At 64.7% G+C, this 26604-nt stretch carries 27 protein-coding genes; 18 read left to right on the top strand and 9 right to left on the bottom strand.

The features are described from left to right. Positions 1-2 precede the first annotated feature (2 nt). A complete protein-coding gene (locus AC0Z6F_RS01435) occupies positions 3-1682 on the bottom strand; it encodes a type IV secretory system conjugative DNA transfer family protein (protein ID WP_012511444.1) in 1680 nt (559 codons plus the stop codon). Positions 1683-1718: 36 nt separating this feature from the next. Then, entirely contained in the window at positions 1719-1976 is a 258-nt protein-coding gene (locus AC0Z6F_RS01440; protein ID WP_006374755.1) for a hypothetical protein, read from the bottom strand. A gap of 235 nt (positions 1977-2211) precedes the next feature. On the opposite strand from AC0Z6F_RS01440, the gene AC0Z6F_RS01445 reads away from it, so the two are divergent. Beyond that, complete coding sequence (locus AC0Z6F_RS01445; RefSeq protein ID WP_478450865.1) at positions 2212-3423, top strand: MFS transporter; 1212 nt, start codon at positions 2212-2214, stop codon at positions 3421-3423. Between the two features lie 16 nt (positions 3424-3439). Here the strand turns inward: AC0Z6F_RS01445 and AC0Z6F_RS01450 are convergent, their stop codons facing one another. Then, positions 3440-3919 (bottom strand): MerR family transcriptional regulator, encoded by a 480-nt coding sequence (locus tag AC0Z6F_RS01450; RefSeq protein WP_478450866.1) that lies wholly within the window; start codon positions 3917-3919, stop codon positions 3440-3442. 89 nt (positions 3920-4008) lie between these two features. Here AC0Z6F_RS01450 and AC0Z6F_RS01455 point away from each other — a divergent pair, with 89 nt between their 5' ends. The 4 genes from AC0Z6F_RS01455 (at position 4009) to AC0Z6F_RS01470 (ending at position 6563) form a co-directional block, all read left to right on the top strand. Then, the gene (locus AC0Z6F_RS01455) at positions 4009-5247 is read left to right on the top strand and encodes an NADH:flavin oxidoreductase/NADH oxidase family protein (protein WP_006374758.1); all 1239 of its coding nucleotides are present in this window, start codon (positions 4009-4011) and stop codon (positions 5245-5247) included. 93 nt (positions 5248-5340) lie between these two features. Next, positions 5341-5817, top strand: coding sequence for a hypothetical protein (locus AC0Z6F_RS01460; protein WP_478450867.1), 477 nt, complete (start codon positions 5341-5343; stop codon positions 5815-5817). 104 nt (positions 5818-5921) lie between these two features. Next, a complete protein-coding gene (locus AC0Z6F_RS01465; protein WP_032971045.1) occupies positions 5922-6191 on the top strand; it encodes a hypothetical protein in 270 nt (89 codons plus the stop codon). A gap of 126 nt (positions 6192-6317) precedes the next feature. Continuing rightward, positions 6318-6563, top strand: coding sequence for a hypothetical protein (locus AC0Z6F_RS01470; RefSeq protein WP_012511449.1), 246 nt, complete (start codon positions 6318-6320; stop codon positions 6561-6563). Positions 6564-6608: 45 nt separating this feature from the next. Here the strand turns inward: AC0Z6F_RS01470 and AC0Z6F_RS01475 are convergent, their stop codons facing one another. Beyond that, positions 6609-8138, bottom strand: coding sequence for an FAD-dependent monooxygenase (locus tag AC0Z6F_RS01475; RefSeq protein WP_478450868.1), 1530 nt, complete (start codon positions 8136-8138; stop codon positions 6609-6611). A gap of 82 nt (positions 8139-8220) precedes the next feature. Between AC0Z6F_RS01475 and AC0Z6F_RS01480 the strand changes: the two genes are divergently transcribed. After that, positions 8221-8865, top strand: a complete 645-nt coding sequence (locus tag AC0Z6F_RS01480) for a TetR/AcrR family transcriptional regulator (RefSeq protein ID WP_006375107.1) — start codon at positions 8221-8223, stop codon at positions 8863-8865. A 73-nt stretch (positions 8866-8938) separates the two neighbouring features. Further along, the gene (locus AC0Z6F_RS01485) at positions 8939-11080 is read left to right on the top strand and encodes a TonB-dependent siderophore receptor (protein WP_478450869.1); all 2142 of its coding nucleotides are present in this window, start codon (positions 8939-8941) and stop codon (positions 11078-11080) included. Between the two features lie 56 nt (positions 11081-11136). On the opposite strand, the gene AC0Z6F_RS01490 is transcribed toward AC0Z6F_RS01485, so the two are convergent. Then, entirely contained in the window at positions 11137-11418 is a 282-nt protein-coding gene (locus tag AC0Z6F_RS01490; protein WP_485616391.1) for a hypothetical protein, read from the bottom strand. A gap of 209 nt (positions 11419-11627) precedes the next feature. Here AC0Z6F_RS01490 and AC0Z6F_RS01495 point away from each other — a divergent pair, with 209 nt between their 5' ends. From AC0Z6F_RS01495 to AC0Z6F_RS01530, 8 genes are all read left to right on the top strand, one after another. Continuing rightward, positions 11628-12302, top strand: a complete 675-nt coding sequence (locus tag AC0Z6F_RS01495) for a response regulator transcription factor (RefSeq protein ID WP_100468871.1) — start codon at positions 11628-11630, stop codon at positions 12300-12302. Continuing rightward, positions 12302-13651 (top strand): sensor histidine kinase, encoded by a 1350-nt coding sequence (locus tag AC0Z6F_RS01500; RefSeq protein WP_006375112.1) that lies wholly within the window; start codon positions 12302-12304, stop codon positions 13649-13651. Before AC0Z6F_RS01495 ends, AC0Z6F_RS01500 begins: the two co-directional genes overlap by 1 nt. A gap of 323 nt (positions 13652-13974) precedes the next feature. Beyond that, positions 13975-14391 (top strand): hypothetical protein, encoded by a 417-nt coding sequence (locus AC0Z6F_RS01505; protein WP_478450870.1) that lies wholly within the window; start codon positions 13975-13977, stop codon positions 14389-14391. A 135-nt stretch (positions 14392-14526) separates the two neighbouring features. After that, positions 14527-15717: an efflux RND transporter periplasmic adaptor subunit gene (locus AC0Z6F_RS01510; RefSeq protein ID WP_100468875.1), complete on the top strand. Its 1191-nt coding sequence runs from the start codon at positions 14527-14529 to the stop codon at positions 15715-15717. Between the two features lie 2 nt (positions 15718-15719). Next, positions 15720-17678: a MacB family efflux pump subunit gene (locus tag AC0Z6F_RS01515; protein WP_485616560.1), complete on the top strand. Its 1959-nt coding sequence runs from the start codon at positions 15720-15722 to the stop codon at positions 17676-17678. Positions 17679-17768: 90 nt separating this feature from the next. Beyond that, positions 17769-18152 (top strand): hypothetical protein, encoded by a 384-nt coding sequence (locus tag AC0Z6F_RS01520; protein WP_485616390.1) that lies wholly within the window; start codon positions 17769-17771, stop codon positions 18150-18152. 26 nt (positions 18153-18178) lie between these two features. After that, complete coding sequence (locus AC0Z6F_RS01525; RefSeq protein WP_485616389.1) at positions 18179-18556, top strand: EF-hand domain-containing protein; 378 nt, start codon at positions 18179-18181, stop codon at positions 18554-18556. 115 nt (positions 18557-18671) lie between these two features. Continuing rightward, the gene (locus AC0Z6F_RS01530) at positions 18672-18869 is read left to right on the top strand and encodes a hypothetical protein (RefSeq protein ID WP_005410142.1); all 198 of its coding nucleotides are present in this window, start codon (positions 18672-18674) and stop codon (positions 18867-18869) included. A gap of 110 nt (positions 18870-18979) precedes the next feature. Here AC0Z6F_RS01530 and AC0Z6F_RS01535 read toward each other — a convergent pair whose 3' ends face one another. The 3 genes from AC0Z6F_RS01535 to AC0Z6F_RS01545 form a co-directional block, all read right to left on the bottom strand. After that, positions 18980-20302 (bottom strand): Smlt3024 family type IV secretion system effector, encoded by a 1323-nt coding sequence (locus AC0Z6F_RS01535; RefSeq protein WP_485616387.1) that lies wholly within the window; start codon positions 20300-20302, stop codon positions 18980-18982. Positions 20303-20333: 31 nt separating this feature from the next. Then, positions 20334-21197, bottom strand: a complete 864-nt coding sequence (locus AC0Z6F_RS01540; RefSeq protein ID WP_485616386.1) for a Smlt3025 familytype IV secretion system inhibitor — start codon at positions 21195-21197, stop codon at positions 20334-20336. Positions 21198-21394: 197 nt separating this feature from the next. Beyond that, positions 21395-21742 (bottom strand): winged helix-turn-helix transcriptional regulator, encoded by a 348-nt coding sequence (locus tag AC0Z6F_RS01545; RefSeq protein ID WP_006375128.1) that lies wholly within the window; start codon positions 21740-21742, stop codon positions 21395-21397. A gap of 102 nt (positions 21743-21844) precedes the next feature. On the opposite strand from AC0Z6F_RS01545, the gene acuI reads away from it, so the two are divergent. Together acuI and AC0Z6F_RS01555 are read left to right on the top strand one after the other, a co-directional pair. Further along, positions 21845-22834, top strand: coding sequence for an acrylyl-CoA reductase (NADPH) (gene acuI, locus AC0Z6F_RS01550; RefSeq protein ID WP_100434917.1), 990 nt, complete (start codon positions 21845-21847; stop codon positions 22832-22834). A gap of 128 nt (positions 22835-22962) precedes the next feature. Beyond that, the gene (locus AC0Z6F_RS01555) at positions 22963-23283 is read left to right on the top strand and encodes a hypothetical protein (RefSeq protein ID WP_049463018.1); all 321 of its coding nucleotides are present in this window, start codon (positions 22963-22965) and stop codon (positions 23281-23283) included. A 69-nt stretch (positions 23284-23352) separates the two neighbouring features. Here AC0Z6F_RS01555 and AC0Z6F_RS01560 read toward each other — a convergent pair whose 3' ends face one another. Continuing rightward, a complete protein-coding gene (locus AC0Z6F_RS01560; RefSeq protein WP_049463017.1) occupies positions 23353-23577 on the bottom strand; it encodes a hypothetical protein in 225 nt (74 codons plus the stop codon). A 163-nt stretch (positions 23578-23740) separates the two neighbouring features. On the opposite strand from AC0Z6F_RS01560, the gene AC0Z6F_RS01565 reads away from it, so the two are divergent. After that, the gene (locus tag AC0Z6F_RS01565; RefSeq protein ID WP_485616559.1) at positions 23741-26494 is read left to right on the top strand and encodes a UvrD-helicase domain-containing protein; all 2754 of its coding nucleotides are present in this window, start codon (positions 23741-23743) and stop codon (positions 26492-26494) included. Positions 26495-26604 lie beyond the last annotated feature (110 nt).

Here is a 26604-nt window from a genome sequence, read left to right on the forward strand (position 1 = left end):
AATTAGACGTTAAGCATCGGAACATCCACTTTCGGCAGCAACCGCGAGGTGAAGTAGCGATCCTTGTAGTAGCGGATCTTGTCGCACTTCACAGGATGCGGTATGCCCTCGTAGAGGAACACTTCCTTGTCCGGCCCCATCGCCTTCAGCTCCTGCGGCAGCATCAGTGCGCGCCGCTCCTCGGTGAAGCTGTGGGTCTTCTCGCGGGCATGGGTGACGTTCTTCTTGCGGATGGTGGTGTAACCCAGCATGTCCGAGTAGTCGTTGGCGTCCTGCTGCTCACGCGGCGCGTACAGGATCTGCAGCGCGTGGTTGGTGATGATCGTGCGCGACACCTCCCGCCCGTAGGTGGCATCGAGCTGGGACATGCTCTGGATGATCGGCAGCAGGCGGATGTTGTAGCCGGCCATGTAGGACACCGCCGAGGCGATGATCTCGACCTTGCCGATCGAGGTGAATTCGTCCATCAGCAGCAGGCACTGGTACTTCAGGTCCGGGTTGGACTTGGGCAGTTCCTTGGTGTTGAGGTTGATCAGCTGGCTGAAGAACAGGTTGATGATCAATCGGCTCTCGGCCAGCTTGTTGGGCTGGATGCCGATGTAGATGGTCATCTTCTTCTTGCGGACATCGGTCAGCAGGAAGTCGTTGCTGCTGGTGGCCTTGTCCAGCACCGGGTTGATCCAGGCGTTGAGCGGTTCCTTGAAGGTACCCAGGATCGAGGCGAAGGTCTCATCGGCCTGGGACAGCATGTTGGCAAACGCCGAGCGCGCGTTGGAACTGAGGAACGACCGCTCCGACAAGGCTTTGAGGTACTTCTTCAGATCGCTGCCGTCACCCGATGACAACCGGTAGACAGCGCCCAGGGTGGGCGTGCCCGAGCCGCCCGGGAAGCCACTGCTGCGCTCGTCATCCCAGTTCTCGAACAGATACAGGGTGAAGGCCATGAACGCATTGCGCGCCTGGCTGACCCAGAATTTCTGGTCCTCGGCACCATCCGGATACAGCATCGCGGCGATGCTCATCAGATCCGAAACGCGGAACGCCGGGTCGTCGGAGACGTAGCTGAGCGGGTTCCAGCGATGCGTGCGGCGGTCTTCGGCGAAGGGATTGAACAGGTAGATCTCCTGGCCCTGGCTGGCACGCCAGCCGCTGGTCAGGTCGAAGTTCTCCTGCTTGATGTCCAGCACCACCAGCGATTCGCCGTACTCCAGCAGGTTCGGAATGACCACGCCCACGCCCTTGCCCGAGCGGGTCGGCGCGGCCAGGATCACGAACTGCTGGCCGTCCAGCCGCACCAGCTTGCCGCCATGGCTGCCAACCACGATGCTCTGGCCGGTCTTCTTGAACATGCCGTGCTTGGACAGGTCGGCGCTGGTGGCAAAGCGTGCGTCACCGTGCAGCGAGCGCTTGTCCTTCTTCAGAAGCAGCACCAGGCCGGTCACCAGCAGTACCAGCAGCGGCAGGCCGAAACCCAGATAGCCGGCCCACTTGATCTTGCCCACGAAGGGCGCGACCTGTGGCTGGCCGAGCGCGTTGAAGTACTGGTAGTAGGTATTCCATGTGAACAGCTTGGTGTCCAGCCCCAGCAACAGCAGGGTCAGGTAACCGGAAAACACGAAACCAAGCAGCAGGGTCGCCAGCGTGATGATGGCGATGAGCAGATACTTCTTACTGGGCAACACCCGGATCCTCCATGATGCGCACAAGGGCGCGACGGCCTAGCGGCGGCGCCAGCGCGACGCCTTCTTCCGCAGGTGGTTTTCGTTCTCCAGCCCGGGCTCCTCGCCCTCTTCACGCACCAGTGCCTGCAGGCGTTGGCGCGCTTCGGCCAGCGACATCAGGTCGGTCAGACGATCCCCATCGTCGGCTACGACCGCATGGCCGACCACATCGCCCGGAGCGTACACCGGCGCGTAGGACACCGCTACCAGCTGATAGCGGCCGCGCGTCTCCAGCACATGCCTGAATTCCTGCATCGACATCCTCCTTGTTCCAGCACTCCGCAGCCCCTGTGTTTCGCATCATGCCGACGTCCATGTCGTCATTACATGCAGGACGCCGACAACAGCGCCCCGAACCTGCCGTCGTACCGAGCCCATGCCCGGCTTGCCGCAACCCCACGGATCAAACGCTGTTTTACCGCCAGCGTGGCTGCTGCTGTTGCGGTGCAGCAGTACAATGGCGAGCTCCCCGCCCCCATCGCGCCCCCGCATGAGCCCCAACTCTTCCCTGGCTGCGCGGCTGACGCCCCGTCAGCGCACCCTGATCATCCTTGCCCTGTCACTGGGCGGCTTCGCCATCGGCACCAGTGAATTCGCCAGCATGGGCCTGATGCTGGAAATCAGCCGCGGCCTGTCGATCAGCGAAACCCAGGTCGGCCACCTGATCAGCGCCTACGCCATCGGCGTGGTGGTCGGCGCGCCGATCCTGGCCTTCGTCGGCGCCAGTTTCCCGCGCCGCAAGCTGCTGCTGGCGCTGATGGGCTTCTACGCCGTCGGCAACCTGGCCAGCGCCCTGGCCCCGAACTACGGCACGATGCTGATCGCACGTTTCGTTGCCGGCCTGCCGCATGGCGCCTACTTCGGCGTGGCGATGCTGGTGGCCGCCGCGATCAGTCCGGCCGGCCAGCGCGGCCAGGCGATGTCGCGGGTTCTGCTGGGCCTGTCGATCGCGATCCTGATCGGCAACCCGCTGACCACCTGGCTGGGCCAGCAGCTGAGCTGGCGCACCGCCTTCGCCCTGGTCAGCCTGCTGGCCATCGCCACCGTGGTGATGATCGCGCGCTTCCTTCTGCCGGACCCGGACGAGGTGCGCACCTCGCCGATGCGCGAACTACGTGCCTTCAACACCACCCAGGTGTGGCTGGCGCTGGCGATCGGCGCGGTCGGTTTCGCCGGCATGTTCTGCGTGTTCACCTACCTGGCGCCGACCCTGGTGCAGGTCACCGGCGTGGCCGAATCGTGGATGCCGCTGGCCGTGGGCGTGTTCGGCATCGGCGCGATCATCGGCAACATCGCCGGTGGCTGGCTGGTCGACAAGTTCCACTTCAAGGCCGCTGCGGTGGTGCTGCTGTGGTCGATCGTGATGCTGCTGCTGTATCCGCTGGCCGCACAGTCGGTATGGACCATCGGCCCGATGATCATCACCGTCGGCACCATGGGTGCGCTGGCTGCGGTGCTGCAGACCCGCCTGATGGACGTGGCCGGCGAAGCACAGACCCTGGCTGCCGCTTCCAACCATGCCGCCTTCAATACCGCCAACGCGCTCGGCCCGTGGCTGGGTGGCATGGCGATCAGCGCCGGCTTCAGCCCGGCCAGCACTGGCTACGTCGGTGCAGCCACCGCGATCGGCGGCCTGCTGCTGTGGTGCGTGGCGGTGATGGTGGACAAGAAGCGCAAGATCGCCGTCACAGGCAGCCACTGAACACCGCGCCGGGTCGTCAGCCGTTGCCCATGCGGCGGCGGCGATCCGGGCGCAGCATCGCCACATCGCCGGCCGCCAGCGTCGGCCGCGCCAGCTCACCACGCTTCACCCGGTCCAGCACCCGCTGCGAATTGGCCGCGCAATCGATGCCCTCCGGCCGCGCCTGGATGTCTTGGATCAGGGCCAGCAAGTGCGCACGGCTCTCTGCCAGCCGCAGCTGCAGCGCTTCGATATCGGCCACCTTCTGCTGCAGCATCGTGATCAGTGCCTCGTGCTGCCACTGGCCCATGTCCGGCGGCAACAGCGCGCGGATCTCTTCAAGGCTGAAACCGGCGCGCTGCGCACCGGTGATCAGTTCCAGCAGCAGCACCGCCTGCTCCGGATAGTCGCGGTAGCCGTTGGCCTGGCGCTGCACAACCAGCAACCCTTCGTCCTCATAGAAGCGGATGCGCGACGCGGCAAGGCCGGTGCGTCGCGCCAGCTCACCGATCTTCATCTGCCTGAATCCTCGACATTGGAACCCGTTGACCTTCAATCAAACTTGAAGGTTAGCGTAGCGCTATTCCCCTGTCCTGGAGCTGTCCGATGTCGCTGTTCTCGCCTCTGGCACTGCCTTCCGGTGCCGTCATCCGCAACCGCATCGCCAAGGCGGCGATGGAAGAAAACATGGCCGACGCCGACCACGCGCCCTCGGCCGCGCTGCTGCAGCTGTACCAGCGCTGGGCCGACGGCGGCGCCGGGCTGATCATTACCGGCAACGTAATGGTCGACCGCCGTGCCATGACCGGTCCCGGCGGCGTGGTGCTGGAAGACGATCGCCACCTCGATCGCTTCATCGCCTGGGCCGACACCGCTCGTTCGCGCGGTGCGCAGATGTGGATGCAGATCAACCACCCCGGGCGGCAGATGCCGGCCGCGCTCGGTCAACCGGCGTTGGCACCGTCAGCGGTAGCGATGGATCTGGGGGCCCTGTCCAAGCAGTTCGCACCGCCGCGGGCGATGACCGGAACCGACATCGAGGAAGTGATTGCCCGCTTCATCCGCAGCGCCGAACTGGCCGAACGTGCCGGTTTCAGCGGGGTGGAGATCCATGCCGCGCACGGCTACCTGCTCAGTCAGTTCCTGTCACCGCTGTCGAACCGGCGCGAGGACCACTGGGGCGGCAGCCTGGAAAACCGTGCGCGCCTGCTGCTGGAGATCGTGCAGGGTGTGCGTGCAGCGGTGTCGCCCGCCTTCGTGGTGGCAGTGAAGCTCAACTCCGCCGATTTCCAGCGCGGTGGCTTCTCGCCCGAGGAGGCGCGCGCAGTAGTGGAGATGCTGGCACCACTGGGCGTGGATCTGGTGGAACTGTCCGGCGGCAGTTATGAAGCGCCGGCGATGACCGGCGCCGCACGCGACGGCCGCAGCCTGGCCCGAGAAGCCTACTTCCTCGAATTCGCACGCGAGATCGCCACGGTGGCAACGATGCCGCTGATGGTCACCGGCGGCATCCGTCGCCGTGTAGTGGCCGAGCAGGTGCTGGACAGCGGTGTTGCCATGGTCGGCATCGCCACCGCGCTGGCGATCGAGCCGGACCTGCCACACCACTGGCAGCAAGGCCGCGACCAGGTGCCGAGCCTGCGCAACATCGACTGGCGCAGCAAGCCGCTGGCGGCCAGTGCACACATGGCCGCGGTGAAGTACCAGCTGGGCCGGTTGAGCCGACGCCAACCAACCGCCCCCGGCGTCTCGCCGGTGTGGGCACTGTTGCTGGCACAGGCCGCGGCCACATGCCGGACCCGCCGCTACCGACGCTGGATGGGGGAACGCGCGGCTGCGCACTGAGCCGGCAAGGCTTCTCATCGCCGGGGCAATACCCCACCATCTGCAGGATCGGCGGCACCCCGCCGCCGATCGCAACATGCAGAAGGAACCGACGTGGCAGCAGCACCGACCAAGGACCGCGAGAAACTGCTCGACGACCTGCTCTCGCTGGGGCGCAACTGGGCACTTGCCATCGCCATCGCCGGTGCCGGGGCTGCCGTGCACTACAACGAATCGGTATACGAAGCGGGACTCTGGCGCGGGCTGCTGCCCACGCTCTGCTTCCTGGTCGCGATCGTCTGGATCGTGCTCAGCATCATCCGTTTCGACCTGACCATCCAGCAGCACTTCGAGCGCAAGCTGTCGCGCTGGCTCAGCCGCCTGCTGTATGTCGTGCTGCTCGGCACCGGCATCACGGCCGTGTTCTTCGTCACCGAGCTGGCAGAGAACAACCACATCGCGCGGATGTGCGACTCGGTAGCCAACGAACCCGGCAGCCGCATCCACAGGTCGGCCGAATGCCAGCGTTTGTATCAGCACCGCGCTGCCTACCGGCAACGGCTAGAATCGGCCGAGGGTGAGTTCGACTGAGCGCCCCTGCTGCAGGCACATGGCGCACACGAAGTACACGCGGCGTGGATATGGGGTCGGGCACAGTAGCTGCGCCGCCCTTCCATGTGACCACTCTGGCCAGCATGTTCCGCCACCCTGCCCCTGCCCGCCACGATGCCGTTGCCCTGCAGGCCGGCGTGCTCGGCAGCGTGCTGGGCGTGGCCCTGTTCAAAGCGATTGCGTTGTCTGCGCTGGCGAGTGGATCACTGATGGTGATCGGCCTCTGGTTGCTGGCCTGTGCACTGCTGGGCGCCTGGGCGCTGGCGGCCTATCTGGCCTGCCTCGCATTGAGCCGGCGTGTGTTCGTGCTGATGCTGGTGCTGTGCACGGTGCTGATGATCTGCCTCGCCTGATCCGGGCAAGCGCGCGACTATCACTTAAACGTTACAAGATAACAAGTGCGATCAGTCGGATTGTGCGTGCCGGGGGTCACGGATTGGAATGCCATGGCCACCCGGCATTACCCCCGAGACCACGCCATGACCCTGCAGCCCCTGTATCGCGCCTCCCTTACCGCCATCGCCCTGGCATCGCTCAGCGCATGTGCCACCTATGACGACAGCAACATGCATCAGGCCTGCCAGGAGTCGCCGCATCTGAAGGACCTGCCGCGCGAAGTGGCGGCCCGCGAGAGCCGCTGCAACAAGAGCATGGAAGTGTGGTCGAGCGAGCGCAAGGGCAGTGACAGGCCGCTGGATCTGAGCGGAAAGAAGAAGGACCTCTGACCACAACTGGCGCAGCCCTTGCCGGCTGCGCCACCGCTTTGCTGGTCAGCCTGCGGCCATCGATCCGAACCAGCACCGCAGCGCATCGGACAGCCCGGCCCCATCACCCCCGGCATCACAGGCCCAGGCAACGATGCCATCCGGGCGCACCAGCACCGCGCCCAGGCCGAGCGTTTCATCCACCGCCTGCCTGACGAGGGCCAGACGCCGTTGGCAACCATCGATGCTTGCGCACAACGACGTGCCCGCGTCGAACACCAGCAGCACGCCCTGCCCTGCACGCAGCAGTTCACCCATGCGACGTCCATCGGCCAGCAGGAAGTCCGGCGCGCTGCGGCCGACCAGCGGATGGCCCACGCCCAGGTCCAGCTGCTGTGCAACGCCCCAGATCCGCTCGGCCAGGTAGGTCGCACCATCACGGGTGTCGGCCAGATCGGCCATCACCGCCGCCAGCGCGCGCGAGCCAGCGCCCGGCCGCATCAACGCGACCTGCGCACGCGACCAGTCCAGCACCTTCGCGCCGATCGGATAGCGCTCGGCCTGGTAGCTGTCCAGCAGCACCTCATCGGCATCGCCACGCACCACGGCGGCCAGCTTCCAACCGAGGTTCATCGCGTCGCCGATGCCAAGGTTCAGGCCTTGCCCGCCCAGCGGCGAATGCATGTGTGCTGCATCGCCGGCCAGCAGCACGCGACCCTTGCGATAGACCGTGGCCTGGCGCGCGGCATCGGTCCAGGTGGTAGCCAGATGCACCGCGGTGATGGTCGCTTCACGTCCGGATATGCGCCGTAGCATGGCCTGCGCGCGTTCCCGGTCCAGCGCCGTGCGATGACCGGCACCGCCGTCGAAATCCGCCAGTGCCAACACGCCTGGCGGATTGAAGTTGTACATTCCATCGGCGGTGTAATGACGTCCCGGTGTGAGCAGCGACGGATCTGCCAGCTCGACCAGCAGCGAGTGTCCGGTGAACTCCGGCTCGGTCCCGGCGAAGGTGAAACCTGATTGTTTACGCACAGTGCTGCGGGCGCCGTCGCAACCGATCAGCCAGCGGCCACGCGTTGTACCGAGAAGGGTCTCCACGGCGACCTGCTCACCTTCCATGCGCACCGCCTGCACCGCACTCCCGCGGTCGATGCGCACGCCAAGCGCGGTCGCCCGTTCGGCCAGCACCGCTTCCAGCGCCTGCAGTTCAATCGCCATCTGGAAGCCGACCGGCGACGGCAGGCGATACAGCCAGCGCTCGCTGGCCACGTTGTCCAGCGCAAACGGAATGCCGGCGAAGTGGCCGCCCAGTGGCCGGGGCTGCGCCAGCCAGTGGGCGGTGCCGGGCGGTGGTGCGCCCTTGTCGGGTTTCAGCACCTGGCGCGCGGCCACCGCCTGCAGCAAGTCGCGCCTGTCCAGCGCCTCCAGGGTGGGCGTGTTCAAGCCGCGCAGCCCAAAGGGCAGGCGCTTGAGGGGTGATTCCGGGGACTCGGCCTGCTCCAGCACCAACACCGAACAGCCGGCCAGGGCCAGCTCGCAGGACAGGAACAGGCCGACCGGGCCAGCCCCGGCAATGACGACGTCGTACAGCATCGGAATTCCTTGTGAGCACCGGGCCGGCACTCTGGCGAAGCGAATGTTACACTCGGTGTACGTTTTCACAAGTGAACCGCCCATGACCCCGCCTCCGGGCCGCCGCGAGCAGCGCAAGGCCGAGACCCGACAAGCGATTTCGGATGTCGCCACCGAGCTGATCATCCGACGTGGCTTCGAAGCCGTTTCCATGTCCGAGATCGCCGATGCCGCCGGGGTCTCGCGCAAGACGGTGTTCAACTACTTCGCCAGCAAGGAAGACCTGGTGTTCGACCGCGATGAGGAGGCCCGCGCGCTTCTGCGCGAGGGCATGGCCGCGCGCAGCGGCCTGACCCCACTGGCCGCGTTCCAGTCGCTGGTGCACGAACTGCTGGACAGCGGCCATCCCCTGCTGCGGGTCAACGCAGGCGCCGCCGCGTTCTGGGCCACCGTGGCCGCGAGCCCGGTGCTGGTGGCGCATGCAAGGCGACTGCAGGCGCAGCTGACCGACGACCTGACGCAGCTGATGGCGGCCTCAGCCGGGCGCCCGGACGGCGATGCCGAGGCGCGACTGGGTGCGTCGATGCTGCTGGCATCGATGGTGACCGCCTACGGCAAAGGACTGGCAAGCCAGCTGCTGGGCGAGGATCCGCGCGAAGCCATGGTGCAGTTGATCGTGCGCGGCGCCACCGGCGTACTGGTGGCCTTGGCAGGCACCCCCTATACCGACCCTGACGCGCGTCCATAGCGCATTCGGGGGATAGGTCACGAAGTGTTGCAAATGCTAATCTTTCTCATTTGCAGCCACATACCCCCTGCCCATGCCCCCTCTCCTGCTCCACAAACGCGCGCTGTACCTGGCACTGACCCTGCCCTTTGCACCCCTTGCCCTTGCCTCCGAGACCTCAACGACCACTCCCAAGGAGCTGGACAGGGTGGAAGTCCGCGGCCGTGCGCAGGCACTGTACCGGGTGGACGACGCTGCGGTTGGCACCCGCACCGATACGCCACTCGAGTTGGTTCCACAGTCGATCCAGGTGATCCCGCGCGAGCTGATCGACGATCAGGCCGCGCGTCAGGTGACCGATCTCTATCGCAGCATCAGCGGCATCAGCTATTTCAGCTATGCCGGCGTGACCCTGCGCGGCTTCCGGCAGGAAAACGTGCTGTATGACGGCCTGCGCGGCGACCCGTACGCTGGCTTCTCGGTACCACAGCTGTTCAACATCGAACGCGTGGAAGTGCTGAAGGGGCCGGCCGGCGCACTCTACGGTGGTGGCGACGCCGGCGGCGTCATCAACTACGTCACGCGCAAGCCCAGGGCGGTCGCTGAGCGCCGCATCGAAGTGCAGATGGGCAACCGGGATTTCCGCGCCGGCTCGATCGAAGGCACGGGTCCATTGAATGCCGCTGGCAGCGTGCGCTATCGCGCCGGCCTGTATGCCGACACCGAGCAGGGCGTGCGCTGGAACACCGACAGCGAAAGCGTGATCGGCGACGCCTCGCTGGCCTTCGATGTCGGCCGGACCGGCGAGCTGGTGCTGCAGTTCACCGACATCACCCAGAACCTCGGCGGCAACCGCCTGCGCGGCGTGCCGGTGAATGATGCGGGCACCTTCCTGACCGATCGCCGCTGGAACCACAACGAGGCCAGCGACTTCCTCGACATGCGCGCCAAAGTGGCGCTGGCGCAGTACCGCTTCGCACCGCGCGACAATCTGGATCTCGATTTTGCCGCTCGCTGGTTCAGCAACAACGAGCACCAGATGTACCACGAGCCGATGGGCCTGATCGATCGTGACCGCGATGGCGTGGCCGAGTGGATGACCCGCCAGCTGCGCAACCAGATCCGCGACAACGAAGCATTCACTGCCAACGGTAATGCAGTCTGGCGGGTGACCACCGGCACCGTCGAGCACAAGGTGTTGTTCGGTGCGGACGTGTATCAGCTGGATGCGGATTTCACTGCACAGACCGCCAACAGCGCCGACCTTGCACGTGGTGCGGGGCCGGTGCGCGGCATCGACCTGTTCAATCCCGTGTACGGCGCCAGTACCTGGCACGACTACAACCTGGCGGCCCTGCCCTGGCGCAGCACGTCCACCCGCAGCAAGCGCTATGGCGGCTACCTGCAGGACGAACTGGCACTGGGCACACGCTGGCATGTGCTGGCCGGGTTGCGCTGGGATGGCTTCAAGGACGACGACCGCATTGCCGGCAGCCGCGTGGATGGCAACGACCTCAGCTGGCGGCTGGGCAGCACGTTCACCGTGCGCGAGGGCCTGAATGTCTATGCCAATGTGGCCAGCGGCTTCGTACCGCAGAGTGCTACCAACCAGAACCCCGCCGCTGGCGGGCCGTTCGATGCAGAACGCAGCAAGCAGTGGGAAGTGGGCATGAAGTCCCTGCTGGCCGACCGTGTGACCTTGAACATGGCCGCCTACCGGATCGACCGCAGCAATATCGTGCAGGCAACCGGCGAAGTGATCGGTGGCGTGAACCAGTTGGCCGCGCTGGGCCTGGTGCGCAGTACGGGCATGGAACTGGACCTGCTGGCCGACGTGACCGATCGCTGGGTGCTGAACCTGACCTACGCCTACAACGATGCGCGGGTGAAGGACGCAGGCCCGAATGGCATCACCAACGCTTCCGGCGACCGATTCGCCAATGCGCCGCGCAACAAGCTGGGTCTGTGGACGCGCTACGACCTGCCGTCGATCAATTCGGCCATCGGCTTTGGTGCTGACCATGTGGGTGAGCGCGTCAGTCTGGACGGGCAGACGGTGAAGGCTTACACCGTGTTCGACATGAGCTGGAAGACCACATGGAAGCAGTGGCAGTTCCAGGCCAACGTCAAGAACCTGTTCGACAAGGTATATGCAGCCAGCGGTTTCATCGCGCGCAACGGGCATTTCCCGGGTGAGCCGCGGCGGGTGTACGTGCAGGCCGCTTACAGCTTCTGACGCAGGGCTGTGGGCTGTGATGACGGGGAGGTGGCAACCCACCTCCCCTGTTGGTGTCAGTGCGAGCAGGCCACCAGCATCGAGCGGGTGGCCATCTGGGTGGAGGTGAAGCCGTTCTTGTTGCCCACCGCGATGGCGTTGCCGTCGTCGCCATCCTTGCTGAAGACTACATAGCCGCCTGGGCACATCTGTCCGGCCTTTTCGTAGCAGCCACCCCAGGAACTGGAGCCGCTGCAGTCGATGGAGACGCCGCGCCGGCCATCAGGGGTAACGGTCATCTTCGCGGTGGTACAGCCACTCAACGCGGCCACAAGCAACAACGGAACGAACAACTTCATGGGTACTCCAGGGATTGGGGGGCAGCGAGTGGGCGCCAAGGCTGGAGTGCCTGGATTGCGCGAACCTTGCGCCGCCGCCCACCGTCCTGGGTCATCACAGCCTTGCGGGACGTCCGGAAGGCACGCCATGTTCACGCAATGTTCCTGTAATACGGTGCCGGCGCGTGCCGACCCGCCCTGCCACGCCCCTTCCTGCCCAAGCCCTGCCGATGCACATCCTGCTGATCGAAGACGAAGCCGAACTGGCCGCCACCCTGAAATCCGCCCTGCAGCGCGAGCGCTACGTGGTGGACCTGGCCAACACTCTCGCGCTGGCCCGAGAAGCAGCCCTGTACGGATCGCACGACCTGGTGTTGCTGGACCGCACCCTGCCCGACGGTGACGGGCTGGGATTGATTTCCCTGCTGCGTGAGCGCAACCCCGGAGTGCCGATCATCGTATTGAGCGCGCTGGGCCAGCTGCCAGACCGCATCGCCGGGCTGGATGAGGGCGCGGACGACTATCTGGCCAAGCCCTTCGCACTTGAGGAACTGTTCGCCCGCATCCGTGCTGCAGGGCGCCGGCCGAGCGGCATGCAGGTGGAACTGGTGAGCATTGGCCGGTTGGTGTTCGACCAGGCATCGGGTGAAGCCAGCGTGGGCGGGCAACGGCTTGAGCTGCCGCGCCGCGAGATCCGTGTGCTGACCGCGCTGGCCCGGCGCCTGGGTCGCACCGTGCTGCGCGAGTCGATTGAGATGGCTGTGTATGGATTCGATGACGGCATCCATTCCAATACGCTCGACTCTCATGTCTCGCGCCTTCGCCGCAAGCTGGCCGATGCCGATGCCCGGGTGGAGATCCACGCCATCCGCGGCGTCGGCTATCTGATGCGGGAAGCCAAGTAATGGCGCGTCGTCCATCGCTGAAGCGCCCGTTGATCGTCAAGACGCTGATCTATCAGCTGCTGGCGTTGCTGGTGGCGTTCTTCGCGCTTCTGATGGTGTTGATACGTGCCGACAGCGGTGGCTATTACAGCATCCAGACCTTCGCGCCGGTGGCCGCCGATGCAGTGCACCGCGACCGCAATGGCGACCTCTACGTGCAGAACACGCCGGAACTGGCCGAACTGCTGAAGATCGTTCCCGGCGCATGGTTCATCGCCGAGGATGAGCACGGCCACCACGTTACGTTCGGACCTGTGCCGCCGGCCTATGCCTCGCTGGTAGGCGCACTGGATGGCATCCCCTTTGGCGATCTGCGCGGGCGCGATCGCAGCGATGGCCTGGCCGTCGTGGTCCGCCAGCACAGCGGGCCGGCCGGCAAGCTGACCATCATGGCCCATGGCGAAACCGATACGCTGACCTGGCAGATGGCGCTGGCGGCACACATCATCACTCTGCCGATCTTCCTGCTGCTGGGCCTGGCCACCATCGTCCTGACACCGATCATCGTGAGGCGGGCCTTGGCCGGGGTGGAGCGCATCGCCCAGGAAGCCCGCAACATCTCCGCCAGTCGGCGCGGTGTCCGCCTGACAGAAACCGCGGTGCCGGTGGAGATCGCTCCGTTGGTGACGGCTGTGAATGAAGCACTGGAGCGGCTGGACGAGGGGCACGAGCGGCAACGCCGCTTCATCGCCGCCGCCGCGCATGAGCTGCGCACCCCCATCGCGATTCTGAGGGTAAAGGTCGATGCGGCCGACGACGCCACCTCGCGCAGCCTGGCCGTGGAAGTGGCGCGGTTGGCGACGCTGGCAGAGCAGTTGCTGGATCTGCACCGCATGGACGAAGACGGGCCGAAGGAAACCATCAACCTGGCGCGGGTAGCCAAACGGGTGGCCGCCGATCTGGCGCCGCTGTTGATCCAGTCGGACAAGACTGTAGCCGTGGCGGTGGAATCGCACTTCCCGGTGCTCGGCGAGACCGGCGCAGTGGAGCGGGTAATCTCCAACCTGGTACTGAATGCTGCCGAACATGGCGGACGCCAGATCATCGTGCGCGTTCAGGGCAGCTGCCTGGAGGTCGAGGACGACGGCCCCGGCATACCGGTCGACCAGCGCGAACGGGTTTTCGAACCCTTCCAGCGGCTGCGGCCGCGGCAGACAGGCGCAGGCCTGGGGTTGAACCTCGTGCGCCAGGTGATCGACCGCCACGGCGGCCACGTCACGATTCTGGATGCGCCTGGCGGTGGTGCATTGATCCGAGTCGAGTTTCCACTGCACCCGGGCGTAACCAGCGCACCACCGCTGGAGCACTGAACACACCGCATGCACCTGTGTAACTGGCACCTGTCCATGCGAAGCCGGTAGCGAGGACAGGCAAGGTTGCGGCAATCTTCGCTGGACAGCATCGGGGTGTGGCACCTGCCGTGCCACCGCGTTCCGATCTGACAGGAAGCCTGCATGTGACCCAGGGAGCTCCTCCACCGTCCTCTTCCACGCGCACTGTGCCACCGCGGAATTCGCCGGGCCTTACCGCTGCCGCGTGGAATCGCCGCCCGCGTAGTGCCCGCGCGCTCGGCTTGGAACATTGGCCGCTCTGGCTGCGGGAAGTTCCCGAAACCGAGCGCGCAGGTGTATTGATGCGGCTGTTCGGCGCCCTGTTCCTGCTGCTGCCCGGCATTGCACTGGTGGCTTCAACGTATCGGCACGCGAGCGCAGCGGCGGCCGCTGCCGTGCTCCTGTTCGTTGCCGTGCATGCCGCGCTGCATGGGTTGGCGGCATGGCGCGCGGCAACCTCCCGCCCGATGCCACCACTGCTGCGCGCTCTGGATGGTCATGCCGCCGGGACAATGATTGCCAGCGCGCTGCTGATCGCCATCGGTGCAGGAATGACGAAGCTGCCTGTTCCAGCGTTCTTCTGGTTGTTGGCCGGCGCGGTGAGTCAACTCTTCGCTGCGCGATTGGCAGGTCACCGGCTGCGCAATGCACTGCTGGTTCTCGGTAGCGCCCTGCAGTTCATCGCCGTAGCATTGCTCGCCCTTCTTGCCGCACGCTGACACAGCGACAGCCCCGCAAGGTTCACGCAATCCAGCGCATCGAGACTCGACGGCCAACCCCGTCTGCCACCCCAGACGTGTGTCTCTTCTGCCGCGAGGATCCGCGATGACCTGTCTCTACTGGATGCTGCGCCGATGAGCGCCGCACCACGCAAGCGCCGCCGGGCGCTCATGATTGCTACCGCCCTGCTGTGCAGCGCACTGATTCTGTTCGCATGGTTGCGGCCGACACCACCACCGCAACTGCAGGTTGCACCCGTCGTTCGAGGCAACATCGAACAGGTGGTGGAAGCCACTGGCACGCTGAAGCCCTCACGACTGGTCAGCGTGGGTGCGCAGGTCTCCGGCCGCATCGACACCCTGCATGTGAAACTGGGCGACAAAGTGAAAGCCGGCGATCCCATTGCCGATATCGATTCGCGCACGCAGCGCAATGCATTGCTGAGCGCGCAGGCCGCACAGCGCACCGCGCGCGCCAACCGCGATGCACTGGCGACCGACCTGCGCCAGTTCGAGTTGACACTGCGTCGGCAGCAGCAACTGGCTGCCGCGCAACTGGTGGCCCGCGCCGACTTCGATGCAGCCAAGGCCAAGGTCGACGCCACCCGTGAACAGATCGCCGCATTGGACGGTGAAGTTGCGCGCCGGCAGACCGACGTTGATGTCGCGCAGACCAATCTGGAGTACACCCGCATCACTGCCCCCACCGACGGCACCGTACTGGCCGTGGTCGCGCGCCAGGGGCAGACCGTGAATGCGGTGCAGAGCGCACCGACCATCGTGATGCTCGGCGATCAGGACGTGATGACGGTGTACGCCGAGATCTCCGAGGCTGACGTCGTACACACCGCTGTTGGGCAGGAGGCGTTCTTCACCATTCTTGGTGATGCCGGTCGGCGCTACAGCAGCAGGCTTCGGGATATAGCGCCAGCACCGGAATCGATCACCAACGAAGACAGTTCCAGCCTCGCCGCACCGGCGGTGTCGGGTGGCAGCCGCACGGCCATGTACTACAACGGCCAGTTCGACGTGGACAACGCTGATGGCCGCCTGCGCAGCTACATGACCGCGCAGGTTCGCATCGTGCTGGGCCGCGCCAACGACGTACTGACCATTCCCTCGGCCGCATTGGGTGCGCGCGCCGCCGATGGCAGCTACAGCGTGCAGATACGCGGTGCCGACGGTCGCGCCAGTGCGCGGCGCATCACCACCGGGCTGGATGACCAGATCCAGGTGGAAGTACGCGACGGGCTGAAGGAAGGCGAACAGGTCGTGCTGGCGCAGGCCAACGTCGAAGCCGCCAGCGCACCCGCGCAACCCAAATGAGTATGACCATGACCGAGCCACTGCTGCGCGTTCGCGGCGTACGCCGTGAATTTGCCGCGGGCGAGCAGACACTGGTGGTACTCGACGGCATCGACCTGGATATTCACGCAGGTGAACTGGTGGCCATCGTAGGCCAATCCGGTTCCGGCAAGTCCACGCTGATGAACATCCTGGGTTGCCTGGATCGCCCTTCCGCCGGCGTCTATCAGATCGCCGGGCGCGAGACCGCGCAGATGTCGCCTGATGAACTGGCCGAACTACGCCGCGAGCACTTCGGCTTCATCTTCCAGCGCTATCACCTGCTGACCGATCTGACTGCACTGAGCAATGTGGAGGTGCCTGCGATCTACGCCGGCATGCCTGCCGAAGCACGCCATGCACGGGCAGCCACCTTGCTGTCGCGGCTGGGTCTGGGCGAGCGCATGCAGCATCTCCCTGGCGAGCTCTCGGGCGGCCAGCAGCAACGCGTTTCGATTGCGCGTGCACTGATGAATGGTGGCGCGGTGATCTTCGCCGACGAACCCACAGGTGCGCTGGATACGCATTCCGGCAAAGAGGTGATGAAGATCCTCGGCGAGCTGCACGCCGACGGCCATACCGTGGTGCTGGTCACGCATGACATGGCCGTGGCCGAGCATGCGCAGCGCATCATCGAAATCCGCGATGGGCGGATCGTGGATGATCGTGCAACCGGTACTGCTCTGGCAGCAGGCGTGGCGACGCCAGCCGCGCCCCAATCCGCGGGTAGCAGCGGCTGGCAGGTCTGGCGGGACCGTTTCGCTGAAGCCTTCCGCATGGCACTGCGCGCGATGAACGCCCACCGCATAAGCACCTTCCTGACCATGCTCGGAATCATCATCGGCATTGCTTCGGTCGTGGCGGTGGTAGCACTGGGCACCGGTGCACGGCAGGCCATCCTGTCCAACATCTCCTCGTTGGGTACCAACACCATCGAGATCTATCCCGGTGCCGGTTTTGGCGACCTGCACTCGGCGCGGGTGGAAACACTCACCCCCGGCGACAGCGTGGCCCTGGCCCGGCAGCCATTCGTGGACAGCGCCACCCCGGGTGTTGCCACCAGCGGCACCGCCCTGCGCGGCAACCGCTCTGCCAGTGTGCAGGTGCAGGGCGTCAGCGAGCAGTACTTCCGCGTGCATGGCCTGAAGCTCGGCGAGGGCGCCTTCTTCGGTCCACCCGGCGTGGCCGGCTACCAGCAGGTGCTGGTGATCGACGCCAATACCCGCGCACGCTTCTTCGCCGCGACCGACAATCCGATCGGGCAGACCCTGCTGCTGGGCAATGTCCCGGTGCGCGTGGTGGGTGTGGTGAAGAAGGATGCCGGCACGACTGGTGATGCATCGTTGCTGCGGGTATGGCTGCCCTACACCACCGCAATGGCGCGCGTACTGGGGCAGAGCCACGTCTCCAGCATCACCGTGCGCGTCTCGGATGCGATCAGCATGGAAGCGGCTGAGCAGGCCATCGCGCGACTGCTGACTCGCCGCCACGGCAGCACCGATTTCTACATGAGCAACAACGCGCAGATCCGTAGATCCATTGAACAGACCACCGGCATCTTGACCATGATGATCAGCTCCATCGCTGCCATCGCACTGGTGGTGGGCGGAATCGGGGTGATGAACATCATGCTGGTCTCGGTGACCGAGCGAACCCGCGAGATCGGCGTGCGCATGGCGGTAGGCGCGCGACGCAGCGACATCCTGCAGCAGTTCCTGATCGAATCGGTGCTGGTCTGCCTGCTCGGTGGCGTGCTCGGCATCGGCGTGGCACTGGCGCTGGGCGCGGTCATGGAGCTGGCCGATGCGGGCTTCAGCCTGGTGTTCTCCGTCAACTCGATTCTGGCTGCATTCGTCTGTTCCAGCCTGATCGGCGTTGGTTTCGGCTTCCTACCGGCACGCCGTGCCGCACAGCTGGATCCGGTGGAGGCACTTGTTCGATAGCCGCTGCAATTGCTCGCCCTGACGGCAGGTTCGCGCAATGTCTGCGGGGTGTACTACGGCTACCAACGATGTCCGCACAGGAGCTGGACGATGTTTCTGAAGACAGGAAGAACCGCGCTGATTCTAGCGGTCGCTGCGCAGCTGGTGTTGATGCCGTACGCCGGCGACGCCCATGCGCAACGCGGCGACCGCTACAACCCGCAGTGGAACCAGGACTACCGGGAACGGGATCGCGAAGCGTGGGAGCGACGCGAACGCGAGCGGGAACGCGAGCGCCGGCACGACGCCAAGACCGCCGGTGTCGTGGTGGGCGTGGTAGGTGCAGCGGTGGTGGCCGGCGTGATTGCCGCTGCCGCCAAACGCGAGCGTGAGACCCGCGAGCGCGCCGACTACTGCATGAACCGCTACGGCAACTACGACCGCCGCAACGACACCTATCGCGGCTCCGACGGCTACACCTATCCCTGCCGCTGATCTGCAATTTTCAAGGAGAATCACCCATGACCAGGATCACGCTGTTGATCGCACTGTGCACTGCTCCGTTGCTGGCCCAGGCCACACCCACCGACCCGAAGCAGGCCTACATCGACGCCACATTCACCGCCATGGATGCCAACAACGACGGACGCGTCGACAAGGCCGAGTACGCGAAATTTCAGCAGGAACGTTTCAGCAAGCAGGCCGATTCAATCGGCGCCGCGTTTTCCGCGATGGACAGGAACAAAGACGGCAGAATCAGCAAGGAGGAAGCCAACGTGGTGCCGGAGATCGCGAAGTACTTTGCGGGCCTGGACACCGATGCCGACGGCTATCTGTCGCTGAAGGAAATGCAACAGGCCATGGTTGCCGCTCAGACTGCAGACGCGCCAACAAAGTAAATCCAGGGCGGGGCGCTGAAGATGGATACCCATCCGGGCGCGGTGCGGGTTGAATACACCCTCTTCCCACGTTAGCCTCCGAGGTGCCCAAGGAGGGCTATCAACGGAGTGAAGCATGAAGATTGGATTCAAGCTGTCTGTTGCTATTGCGGCCGCTGCACTGACCCTTGGAATCGGCAGTGCCTCCGCGCAGTCCCGCTGTACCCCGTGCTACACCGCCTACGACGCCTGCCTCGCAGCGGGCAATGGCGAGAAGGTGTGCTACCCGGCGTTTGCCCGCTGCCTGCGGAACAGCGGCTGCACCATCCCGTAAGTCACGCACTGCCGTGATGTGTGCCGGCCCCCATTTCGGGGGCTGGCATTGGCTGTCAGGCATTGCCCCATGCTACTGATAAGGTTCCATACGCGATGGGCGGAGTGATTTCATCCCATCCGCATCGCGCTATTTTCGCGCGCCTGCACTTCGATATCCTGCTGGTGTTGCCCGGCGGTCTGCTGCCGCTCCAGACTGGCGGCTTCCATCTGCTGCAGCGACTGCGCAACCGGCGTATGCACTGCTACATCTGTGGGCATTGAAACGCGCAGGTGGGCGGGATCGTTCATCTCGCCCTGCACCACGAACACGTTCCGCCCTGCGGGAGTGTCGGCCGTCTGGGCGCTCAGCAGCACGTGATCGGCGCGTTCAAGCTGGTTGCGGCGGGCCAAGGCCATCACGCTCGCCACAAGACGCTCGCTGTTCTCATCGTGGGGACGCCCGGCGCTGGCATCGATCGCGGCAACGCCTTCGCGCACCTGCTGCATCAGTGCGTACTCCCGATGGCCGGGGCCGATGTCCGCCAGGCGGGTCGGGGCCTGTGAGGGATCCGGCACGTCGTCCGCCGCTGCGGTCAGCGGGCTGCGGGTAATGGTCCGATACGGGTCGTCCGGGTGGAACTGCGTACGTTTTTCCTGGCGTTCCAGACGAACCTCGCGCGCATCATTGAGTTCAGCGATACGGGCGGGATCGGTGATCTCGCGCAGCGACATGTGACCGCCGCCCGCACTGACGCTGGCCCATTTCCTGTCGGCTTCGAAGTACACCGCGTAGTAGCTGTTGCCGCCGATGACGTTCGGATCGACCGCTGAGCGCCCCTCCAGTGCCTGGGTGGCTTCGAGCACGCTCAACCGGGTCAGGTACTGCCCGCCCTTCGCCCATCCCATCTGGCTGATGGCATCAACGCTGGTGTTGCCTACGCGCGGGCCTCCGGCGTAGTCGTTGTCGAGCATGTTGGTCCAGATCTGCTCCAGCTTCGCGGGGCCGCTCTTCTGCTCGGCCGCCTCCAGCAGCACGCGCGGCGTCCAGCAGTTGGGATCAAGCTCATGCCGTTCAAATGCCCGGTCGTGGGCCAGCATCACATCCTTGCCGGGAAGATTCAGTGCCAGGTCTGGGCGGCGCTCGTTCATCCACTGCTGCCGCAATTCAAGATCTCTTTCGAGCAGGGTCTGCCCAAAGGACTCCCACTGCCGCTCGGTCAACTGTGCATTTGAGAAACGCGATCCCTCATCCTGTTGGGTCTTCGCGTAGTTCTGTGCATAGGTGTTCGCTACACGTCCCGGAAGGCTGTCATTGCGTACAACACCCAGTGCCAGCGTCCCGTAGCCATCGGCTCCCGGCAGCTGCGACAGGTAGTTCCAGTAAAGCTCGCGGTTGCCGTCTCTGGCATAGCTGCCAAGGACTCTGAGATCGCGTTCGGTCAATCCATTCATACCCTGTCCCTTCTCTTCCTTGATTCACCGATCACTGGGACCGGGTGCGCGCGATGACATCCCTGACAACCTCTTCCATACGCTTCCAGTCCTTCAGAAACGCTCTCTTGTAGTCCAGGCTGACGGACAGCTTGTTGTCGATGTCCACGAAATAATGAACGCAGCCGGCTGCCACTTCTCCTGGCTCACTGATCACCTCGCTTCCCTCCAGCCGCACGCCGTCGCGTCGGAATTCCTTGCCGTCACATTTGATGAACGAGCTGATCCGGCCGTCGGCCTGGCGTGCGATGTACCAGTCTCTCTCGTAGGCGGGATTGCGGACAGGCGGCTTCCCGTACCGCGCCTCATACTTCTTCGCGTACACCACCATCTTCGCTTCGTCGATTGCATAGGGCGTCAGCCCCAAGGTCTCCGGCTGTGCAACGCGTTGATCGAGACGATCCCTGGGATCCTCCCTTTCCACAGAATCCTCTTCCGTGACGGCTTCATTTGACGACAGCCTTGAAAGCAGTGTTTCGACGGGAACGCGATCAACGTAGTTGATCCGAATGGGAATCTCCTTGCGGAAATCATTCGTACGCGGATTGGCCCGGGCACCTGGCAGTGTCGGCTTCATGTCCGGCCACTCGATGACCAGCGTCACGCCCTCGCCCGGCCACGGTGCGATCTGGCTGTCCAGGTAGTTGGCCGGAATGCGGAAGGTGTTCGGCCCCAGCTTCACGTCCACGGGGGCATCGGTATAGGTGTGACCGTTGATCGTGCGGCCGGTCTGGGTTGCGCCGGACAAGGCGGGATTCCTTTCGTGTTCGGTGGACGGCGGACGTGCACACGCGCCGGCACTCACTACGACGGCAAGCGCGAGCGTCAGGCAACGGCCGGGAGACATCACGTGCATGGGCATTCCATTGCAGGGTTCCGGCGCCACTATAGGCAACCGGGCGTCAATGGAACAGGAATTGCTTCGCAGCCCTTCACCGAGTGAGGCGGCGCTCCACATGCGCTGCCTGCAGTACTGCGGCTATTGCCGTGGTCTCCAGGACGCCGCGGGGAGCATGGGCCATGTCGACGATGCTCGGCGCTCCGCCTCGGGTCTCAGCCGTCGCCGTCCGTGCTTCTATGGCCGCGATAGGTTTCACCCCACTCGCGCATCGCCAGCAGCACCGGCACCAGCGTGCGCCCGAACTCGGAAAGCTCGTACTCCACCTTCGGCGGAACTTCCGGGTACACGTGGCGGATCACCACGCCATCGGCTTCCAGTTCACGCAGCTGGCTGGTGAGCATGGACTGGGTGACATTGGGCACCCGCCGCGTCAGCTCCATGAAACGACGCTTGCCGGTCATCAGGTGAAAGAGGATGACAGGCTTCCACACGCCCCCCATCACCGACAGCGTGACCTCCACAGCGCAACCGCTCTTGCCGTCCCAACGCTTGCTACGCATGAATACTCCGGAAAACCATAGTACCTACGGAAAATCATCGTTCTTGTTGCGATAACGGTGCGAGCCTAGCATGGGCTCATCCACTGAACGTGAGCCCCCACCATGAGTTTCAAGGCACTGCTGACCCGCAAAACGAACGACGGCGTATCCACGGAACTGGTCGATTTCGATGACGCCAACCTGATGGACGGCGACGTGCTGGTGCAGGTTGAATATTCAACGCTGAACTACAAGGACGCACTGGCCCTCACCAATACGCGCCCGGTCATCCGCACCTTCCCGTTGATTCCCGGCATCGACCTTTCCGGCGTGGTGCTGGAGTCGAGCAATGCCGATTTCCAGCCCGGTGACCGTGTCGTGTTGAATGGCTGGGACCTGAGCATGGGCCACCATGGCGGCCTGGCACAGCGTGCCCGCGTGCGTGGCGAATGGCTCAACAGGATTCCCGACAACCTGACCACCCGCGATGCCATGGCCATCGGCACCGCTGGCTATACCGCCATGCTGTGCGTACTGGCCCTGGAACAAGCCGGCGTGACGCCCGACAAGGGCGATGTGCTGGTGACCGGCGCCAACGGTGGCGTCGGCTCGATCGCGGTGGCGATCCTTTCAAAGCTGGGCTATCGCGTTGTGGCCGCCACCGGGCGGCCGGAACACGCCGAGTATCTGCACAGCCTGGGCGCCGCCGAGATCATCGATCGCGCGCAGCTTTCAGAACCGCGCGACCGTCCGGTGAGCGCCGAACGATGGGCCGGCGTCGTCGATGTGGCTGGCGGCCCTACCCTCGTCAACGCGATTGCCGAGACGAAATACCGCGGTGCCGTCGCCGCCTGTGGCCTGGCGCAGAGCGACGCGCTGCACGGCTCGGTGCTACCCTTCATTCTCCGCAACGTGATCCTTGCAGGCGTGGATTCGGTGAATGCGCCGCAGGACGTTCGCCAGCGTGCGTGGGACCGGCTTGCCACCGACCTGGATCCGCAGAAGCTTGAAAGCACGGTGCAGCTGATTGGGCTTGCCGACGTGCTTGAGGTTTACGAGCAGATCATTCCGGGCAAGGTGCGTGGGCGGATAGTGGTGGATGTGAATGCCTGAGCAAGCCTCCCCAGCGGATTCCATCCGGCAACGAATGGTGAACACGCCGTGAAACCATGCGCGCAGCAATGGCCGCTTGCCACTGCTGCTCGCATACGCTCAGGTTTCCGCCGACTGTGGACACCGCCATGTCAATGACTGCACTCGCCCTTGCGACCGCTCTTTCCGGCCTGCCCGACATTGCCTGGGAGCGCGAGCGCGGCGAAGACGCACACCAGCTGATGCTCTGCCAGATCCATCGCGATGAGCTGATGCAGGATGACGCGAAGAGCGATGCCTACCAGCGCGCCAAGGCTGTCTGCGATCTCCTGGCACGTGAGTACAGGAATAAATGGGATTTCGATGCGCAGGAGGCATTGGCGGCATCGGCAGTGGATCTGGATGAGCTGATCCGGCGGGGAGACCTGGTTGAGGTGCCTCCAACAAGGCAGGACCGCGTCTACGAGTGATTCCGTGCTGGCAGGTGCTGGCACCTGGAGCTGCCGCAGGGCAACCAGGTCCAGTGCCGATCGGCGAGGCTAGCGGATGCGACTCCGCGCCAGTGCCAGGCGCCTGATCTCGTCTGGCAGAAACACGACGCCGTCCTCCATCTCGATGCGCATCTGCGAGGCATCACCCTCGTGCCCCTGCATTGCAGCGGTCACCAGAATCTTCAGTGCATCCGTGCGGATATCGTAGCCGCCGACGGTGTGCTTCAAGGTACCCACACTGTTCCAGTCGATTTCCATGATCGGCGTCCACATCCACAGGCTTCATGCTGGCAACGGCCTTCGCCCACGTCAATGAAACCGGTCGCACGGCCGACCATGAAGCGAAAGGCCACGCGCGTGGTCAAGGCCCCTTATCATGGAGGGGTAAGGGCTCTGCAAGCCCAGTTGACGTATGCAAGGCAGTATCTGGATGTCTATGGAATGGCGCCCCTCGGGCTGGGGCCTACGTGTGACCCGCTCGCCGAACTGGTGGCTGCGACTTGACGGCGAACATGTTGAGCTTTTGATTGAAGGTCGCCAGTACCGGCAACACGTGGCTGACGACGAGCGCGTGCAGGTCATCCCTGGACTCGTCTGGGCCAAGGTCGTCCTGCAGACCCAGGGCGATGGCGTGCTGACCATGGATGGACTGTCCAACAGCCAGGCTTCCCGGCTTGCGGCAGCGCTGCAGCAGGTGCGCTTTGCGGGTACCACGCGCGGGCGCAAGGCACTGTTCGACACGATTCTGGAGCAGATCCAGTCGTGGCTGGCCGAAGCAGATGCCCTCATCGACCGGGGCAGCACCGGCCGCCGCTGGATCACGCACGAACAACAGCAGGCACTGCTGGCCGGTCGCCCCGGCCTGCCGCTCCCGCAGCGCGAGCTGGAACAATTGTTCCTGGATGAGGATGTGCACGAGGACCTGCATTCGCCCAGCCACCGTGTAGCACTGGACGCCCTGCACGACTGGCAGCTGGACTGGCCCACGGCCTGGGCCGACGCCAACGCAACCATGGCAGCGCGCGAACGGGTACTGGCCAAGGACTTCCTGGACCGCGTCGAGAGCAAGCCGCTGACCGACGAACAGGCCCGCGCCGTCATCTGCTTCGACAACCGCGTGCAGGTCGTCGCCTCCGCTGGCTCTGGCAAGACCTCCACCATGGTCGCCAAGGCCGCTTATGCCATCGATCGCGGCTTTGTCGAACCCGAACGGATCGTGATGCTCGCCTTCAACAAGGATGCCGCCAGGGAGCTTGAAGAGCGCGCGCAGCGATGCTTCGACCGGCTCGGCATGGGCGACACCGTGGTTGAAGCCCGGACCTTCCACGCCCTCGGCCTGGCCATCGTCGCCAAGGCCACCGGACGCAAGCCCGACATCGCCGAATGGACCACCGACGCCACGCTGGGCTTCAACAAGCTGGCCGAACTGGTGGACGACCTGAAGGATCGCTCGACCCACTTCCGTACCCAATGGGACATGTTCCGCTTGGTGTTCGGGCGCGACCTGCCGCCATTCGGCACGGAAATGGAGGCCGATGGCTACGACCGCGATGGCACGCCCTACATCCGTACCCTGCAGGGGGAACGGATGAAGAGCCTGGAAGAGTGCGTCATCGCCGACTGGCTCTTCTACAACGGCGTGACGTACGACTACGAGCGACGCTACGAGTTCGACACCGCGACAGACACCCATCGCCAGTATCGTCCGGACTTCTACTATCCGGACGCCCAGCTGTATCACGAGCACTTTGCGCTGGATGCCGATGGCCAGCCGCCGAAGCACTTTGCCAACTACAGCGAAGGGATGCACTGGAAGCGCCAGCAGCATGTGGCGCGCGGCACGGCCCTTGTCGAGACGACATCCTTTGGCCTGCGCAGCGGGCATGCCCTGCTGGACCTCGCAGAGAAGCTTGGCGAGTGTGACATCGAGCTCGACCCGAATCCGGACCGCGAGCTGCCCGATCAGGGTGCCAAGCCGATGCCCGATGCGGACCTGATCGGCTTGATGCGCACCTTCATTGCCCATGCCAAGAGCAACTGTCTGACGCTGGATGACATGGCCGCGCGCCTGCGGCAGATGCCCGAAGACCAGTTCAAGGAGCGGCACCGTCGCTTCCTGGAAATCGCCGGGCCGGTCTTCCAGGCCTGGGACAACGCGCTGGCTGACGAGCGTGGCATCGACTTCGAAGACATGCTCAATATGGCCGCTGGACTGCTGGAACAGGGCCGCTACGAATCGCCTTACGATCTGGTGATGGCCGATGAATTCCAGGACGCTTCGCGCGCCCGCGCACGCCTCTGCCGTGCATTGGTCAGCCAACCGGGCCGCCATCTGTTCGCGGTGGGCGATGACTGGCAGTCGATCAATCGCTTCGCCGGTGCCGACGTTTCGGTGATGACCGGATTCCGCGAGTGGATGGGCCATGGCCAGGTGCTGAAACTGGAACAGACGTTCCGCTGCCCACAGGCGCTCTGCGATGTGTCCGGCCGCTTCATCAGCCGCAATCCCGCGCAGATCACCAAGGAAGTTCGCTCTGCCGCACCGGCCATGGGCCCGGTGCTGCAGGCCTTCCAGATGAACCGGCGGGAGGAGGTGCAGGATGGCGTTCGCCAGTACCTCGCCAAGCTGCATCAGCAGTTGTTGTCCGGGACGGTGCCGCAAGGGCGTAACGGACGCGTGACGGTCTTCATCCTGGGGCGCTACCGCGCCGATCGCAGCGCGATGCCTTCGGATTGGAAGACAGCCTTCGGCAGCACGATGGACGTAGAGTTCCTCACGGTCCATCGATCGAAGGGACGCGAGGCGGATTATGTGATCCTGCCGGGCATGGTCAATCGCGGCTTCCCGAGCCTGCGCTCGGATGATCCGGTGCTTTCGCTGGCTATGCCGGATGGGGATACTTACCCAATGAGCGAAGAACGGCGGTTGTTCTATGTCGCGCTGACGCGGGCGCGACGGTCGGTGGCGATGTTCACCCTGCAGGGGAAGCGTTCGCCGTTCCTGGATGAGCTGGTGAAAGACGGGGCCGTGCAGGTGACCGGTATTTCAGGTACGGCCATTTCGGAAGAGCGCTGCCCGGTGTGCAAGGTAGGGGTGTTTGTAGACCGGAATGGACCGCATGGGGCTTTCCGGTCGTGCTCCAGTTACCCGTTGTGCCATAACAAGCCGAAGGGTTGGCAACGCGGGTAAGTGCATTCTTCTGCGCACTCGGCGCGGCGATGTTCGACCTGGCCAAACTTTCATCAAGAACTATGCCCGGGGCTTGGTCCCGCCAGGGGATCAGCCATCCACGCTGCAGC

This window comes from Stenotrophomonas sp. 1L-E-5-B-C3 (assembly GCF_057292075.1).

Coding starts and splice junctions, on each gene's coding strand:
- AC0Z6F_RS01500 (WP_006375112.1), top strand. CDS start 12,302: ATGGCGCGTCGTCCATCGCTGAAGCGCCCGTTGATCGTCAAGACGCTG.
- AC0Z6F_RS01485 (WP_478450869.1), top strand. CDS start 8,939: ATGCCCCCTCTCCTGCTCCACAAACGCGCGCTGTACCTGGCACTGACC.
- AC0Z6F_RS01530 (WP_005410142.1), top strand. CDS start 18,672: ATGAAGATTGGATTCAAGCTGTCTGTTGCTATTGCGGCCGCTGCACTG.
- AC0Z6F_RS01555 (WP_049463018.1), top strand. CDS start 22,963: ATGTCAATGACTGCACTCGCCCTTGCGACCGCTCTTTCCGGCCTGCCC.
- AC0Z6F_RS01475 (WP_478450868.1), bottom strand. CDS start 8,138: ATGCTGTACGACGTCGTCATTGCCGGGGCTGGCCCGGTCGGCCTGTTC.
- AC0Z6F_RS01480 (WP_006375107.1), top strand. CDS start 8,221: ATGACCCCGCCTCCGGGCCGCCGCGAGCAGCGCAAGGCCGAGACCCGA.
- AC0Z6F_RS01440 (WP_006374755.1), bottom strand. CDS start 1,976: ATGCAGGAATTCAGGCATGTGCTGGAGACGCGCGGCCGCTATCAGCTG.
- AC0Z6F_RS01535 (WP_485616387.1), bottom strand. CDS start 20,302: ATGAATGGATTGACCGAACGCGATCTCAGAGTCCTTGGCAGCTATGCC.
- AC0Z6F_RS01565 (WP_485616559.1), top strand. CDS start 23,741: ATGGAATGGCGCCCCTCGGGCTGGGGCCTACGTGTGACCCGCTCGCCG.
- AC0Z6F_RS01490 (WP_485616391.1), bottom strand. CDS start 11,418: ATGAAGTTGTTCGTTCCGTTGTTGCTTGTGGCCGCGTTGAGTGGCTGT.
- AC0Z6F_RS01520 (WP_485616390.1), top strand. CDS start 17,769: ATGTTTCTGAAGACAGGAAGAACCGCGCTGATTCTAGCGGTCGCTGCG.
- AC0Z6F_RS01495 (WP_100468871.1), top strand. CDS start 11,628: ATGCACATCCTGCTGATCGAAGACGAAGCCGAACTGGCCGCCACCCTG.
- AC0Z6F_RS01515 (WP_485616560.1), top strand. CDS start 15,720: ATGACCATGACCGAGCCACTGCTGCGCGTTCGCGGCGTACGCCGTGAA.
- AC0Z6F_RS01445 (WP_478450865.1), top strand. CDS start 2,212: ATGAGCCCCAACTCTTCCCTGGCTGCGCGGCTGACGCCCCGTCAGCGC.
- AC0Z6F_RS01545 (WP_006375128.1), bottom strand. CDS start 21,742: ATGCGTAGCAAGCGTTGGGACGGCAAGAGCGGTTGCGCTGTGGAGGTC.
- AC0Z6F_RS01540 (WP_485616386.1), bottom strand. CDS start 21,197: ATGCACGTGATGTCTCCCGGCCGTTGCCTGACGCTCGCGCTTGCCGTC.
- AC0Z6F_RS01450 (WP_478450866.1), bottom strand. CDS start 3,919: ATGAAGATCGGTGAGCTGGCGCGACGCACCGGCCTTGCCGCGTCGCGC.
- AC0Z6F_RS01525 (WP_485616389.1), top strand. CDS start 18,179: ATGACCAGGATCACGCTGTTGATCGCACTGTGCACTGCTCCGTTGCTG.
- AC0Z6F_RS01465 (WP_032971045.1), top strand. CDS start 5,922: ATGTTCCGCCACCCTGCCCCTGCCCGCCACGATGCCGTTGCCCTGCAG.
- AC0Z6F_RS01455 (WP_006374758.1), top strand. CDS start 4,009: ATGTCGCTGTTCTCGCCTCTGGCACTGCCTTCCGGTGCCGTCATCCGC.
- AC0Z6F_RS01470 (WP_012511449.1), top strand. CDS start 6,318: ATGACCCTGCAGCCCCTGTATCGCGCCTCCCTTACCGCCATCGCCCTG.
- AC0Z6F_RS01505 (WP_478450870.1), top strand. CDS start 13,975: ATGCGGCTGTTCGGCGCCCTGTTCCTGCTGCTGCCCGGCATTGCACTG.
- AC0Z6F_RS01560 (WP_049463017.1), bottom strand. CDS start 23,577: ATGTGGACGCCGATCATGGAAATCGACTGGAACAGTGTGGGTACCTTG.
- acuI (WP_100434917.1), top strand. CDS start 21,845: ATGAGTTTCAAGGCACTGCTGACCCGCAAAACGAACGACGGCGTATCC.
- AC0Z6F_RS01510 (WP_100468875.1), top strand. CDS start 14,527: ATGAGCGCCGCACCACGCAAGCGCCGCCGGGCGCTCATGATTGCTACC.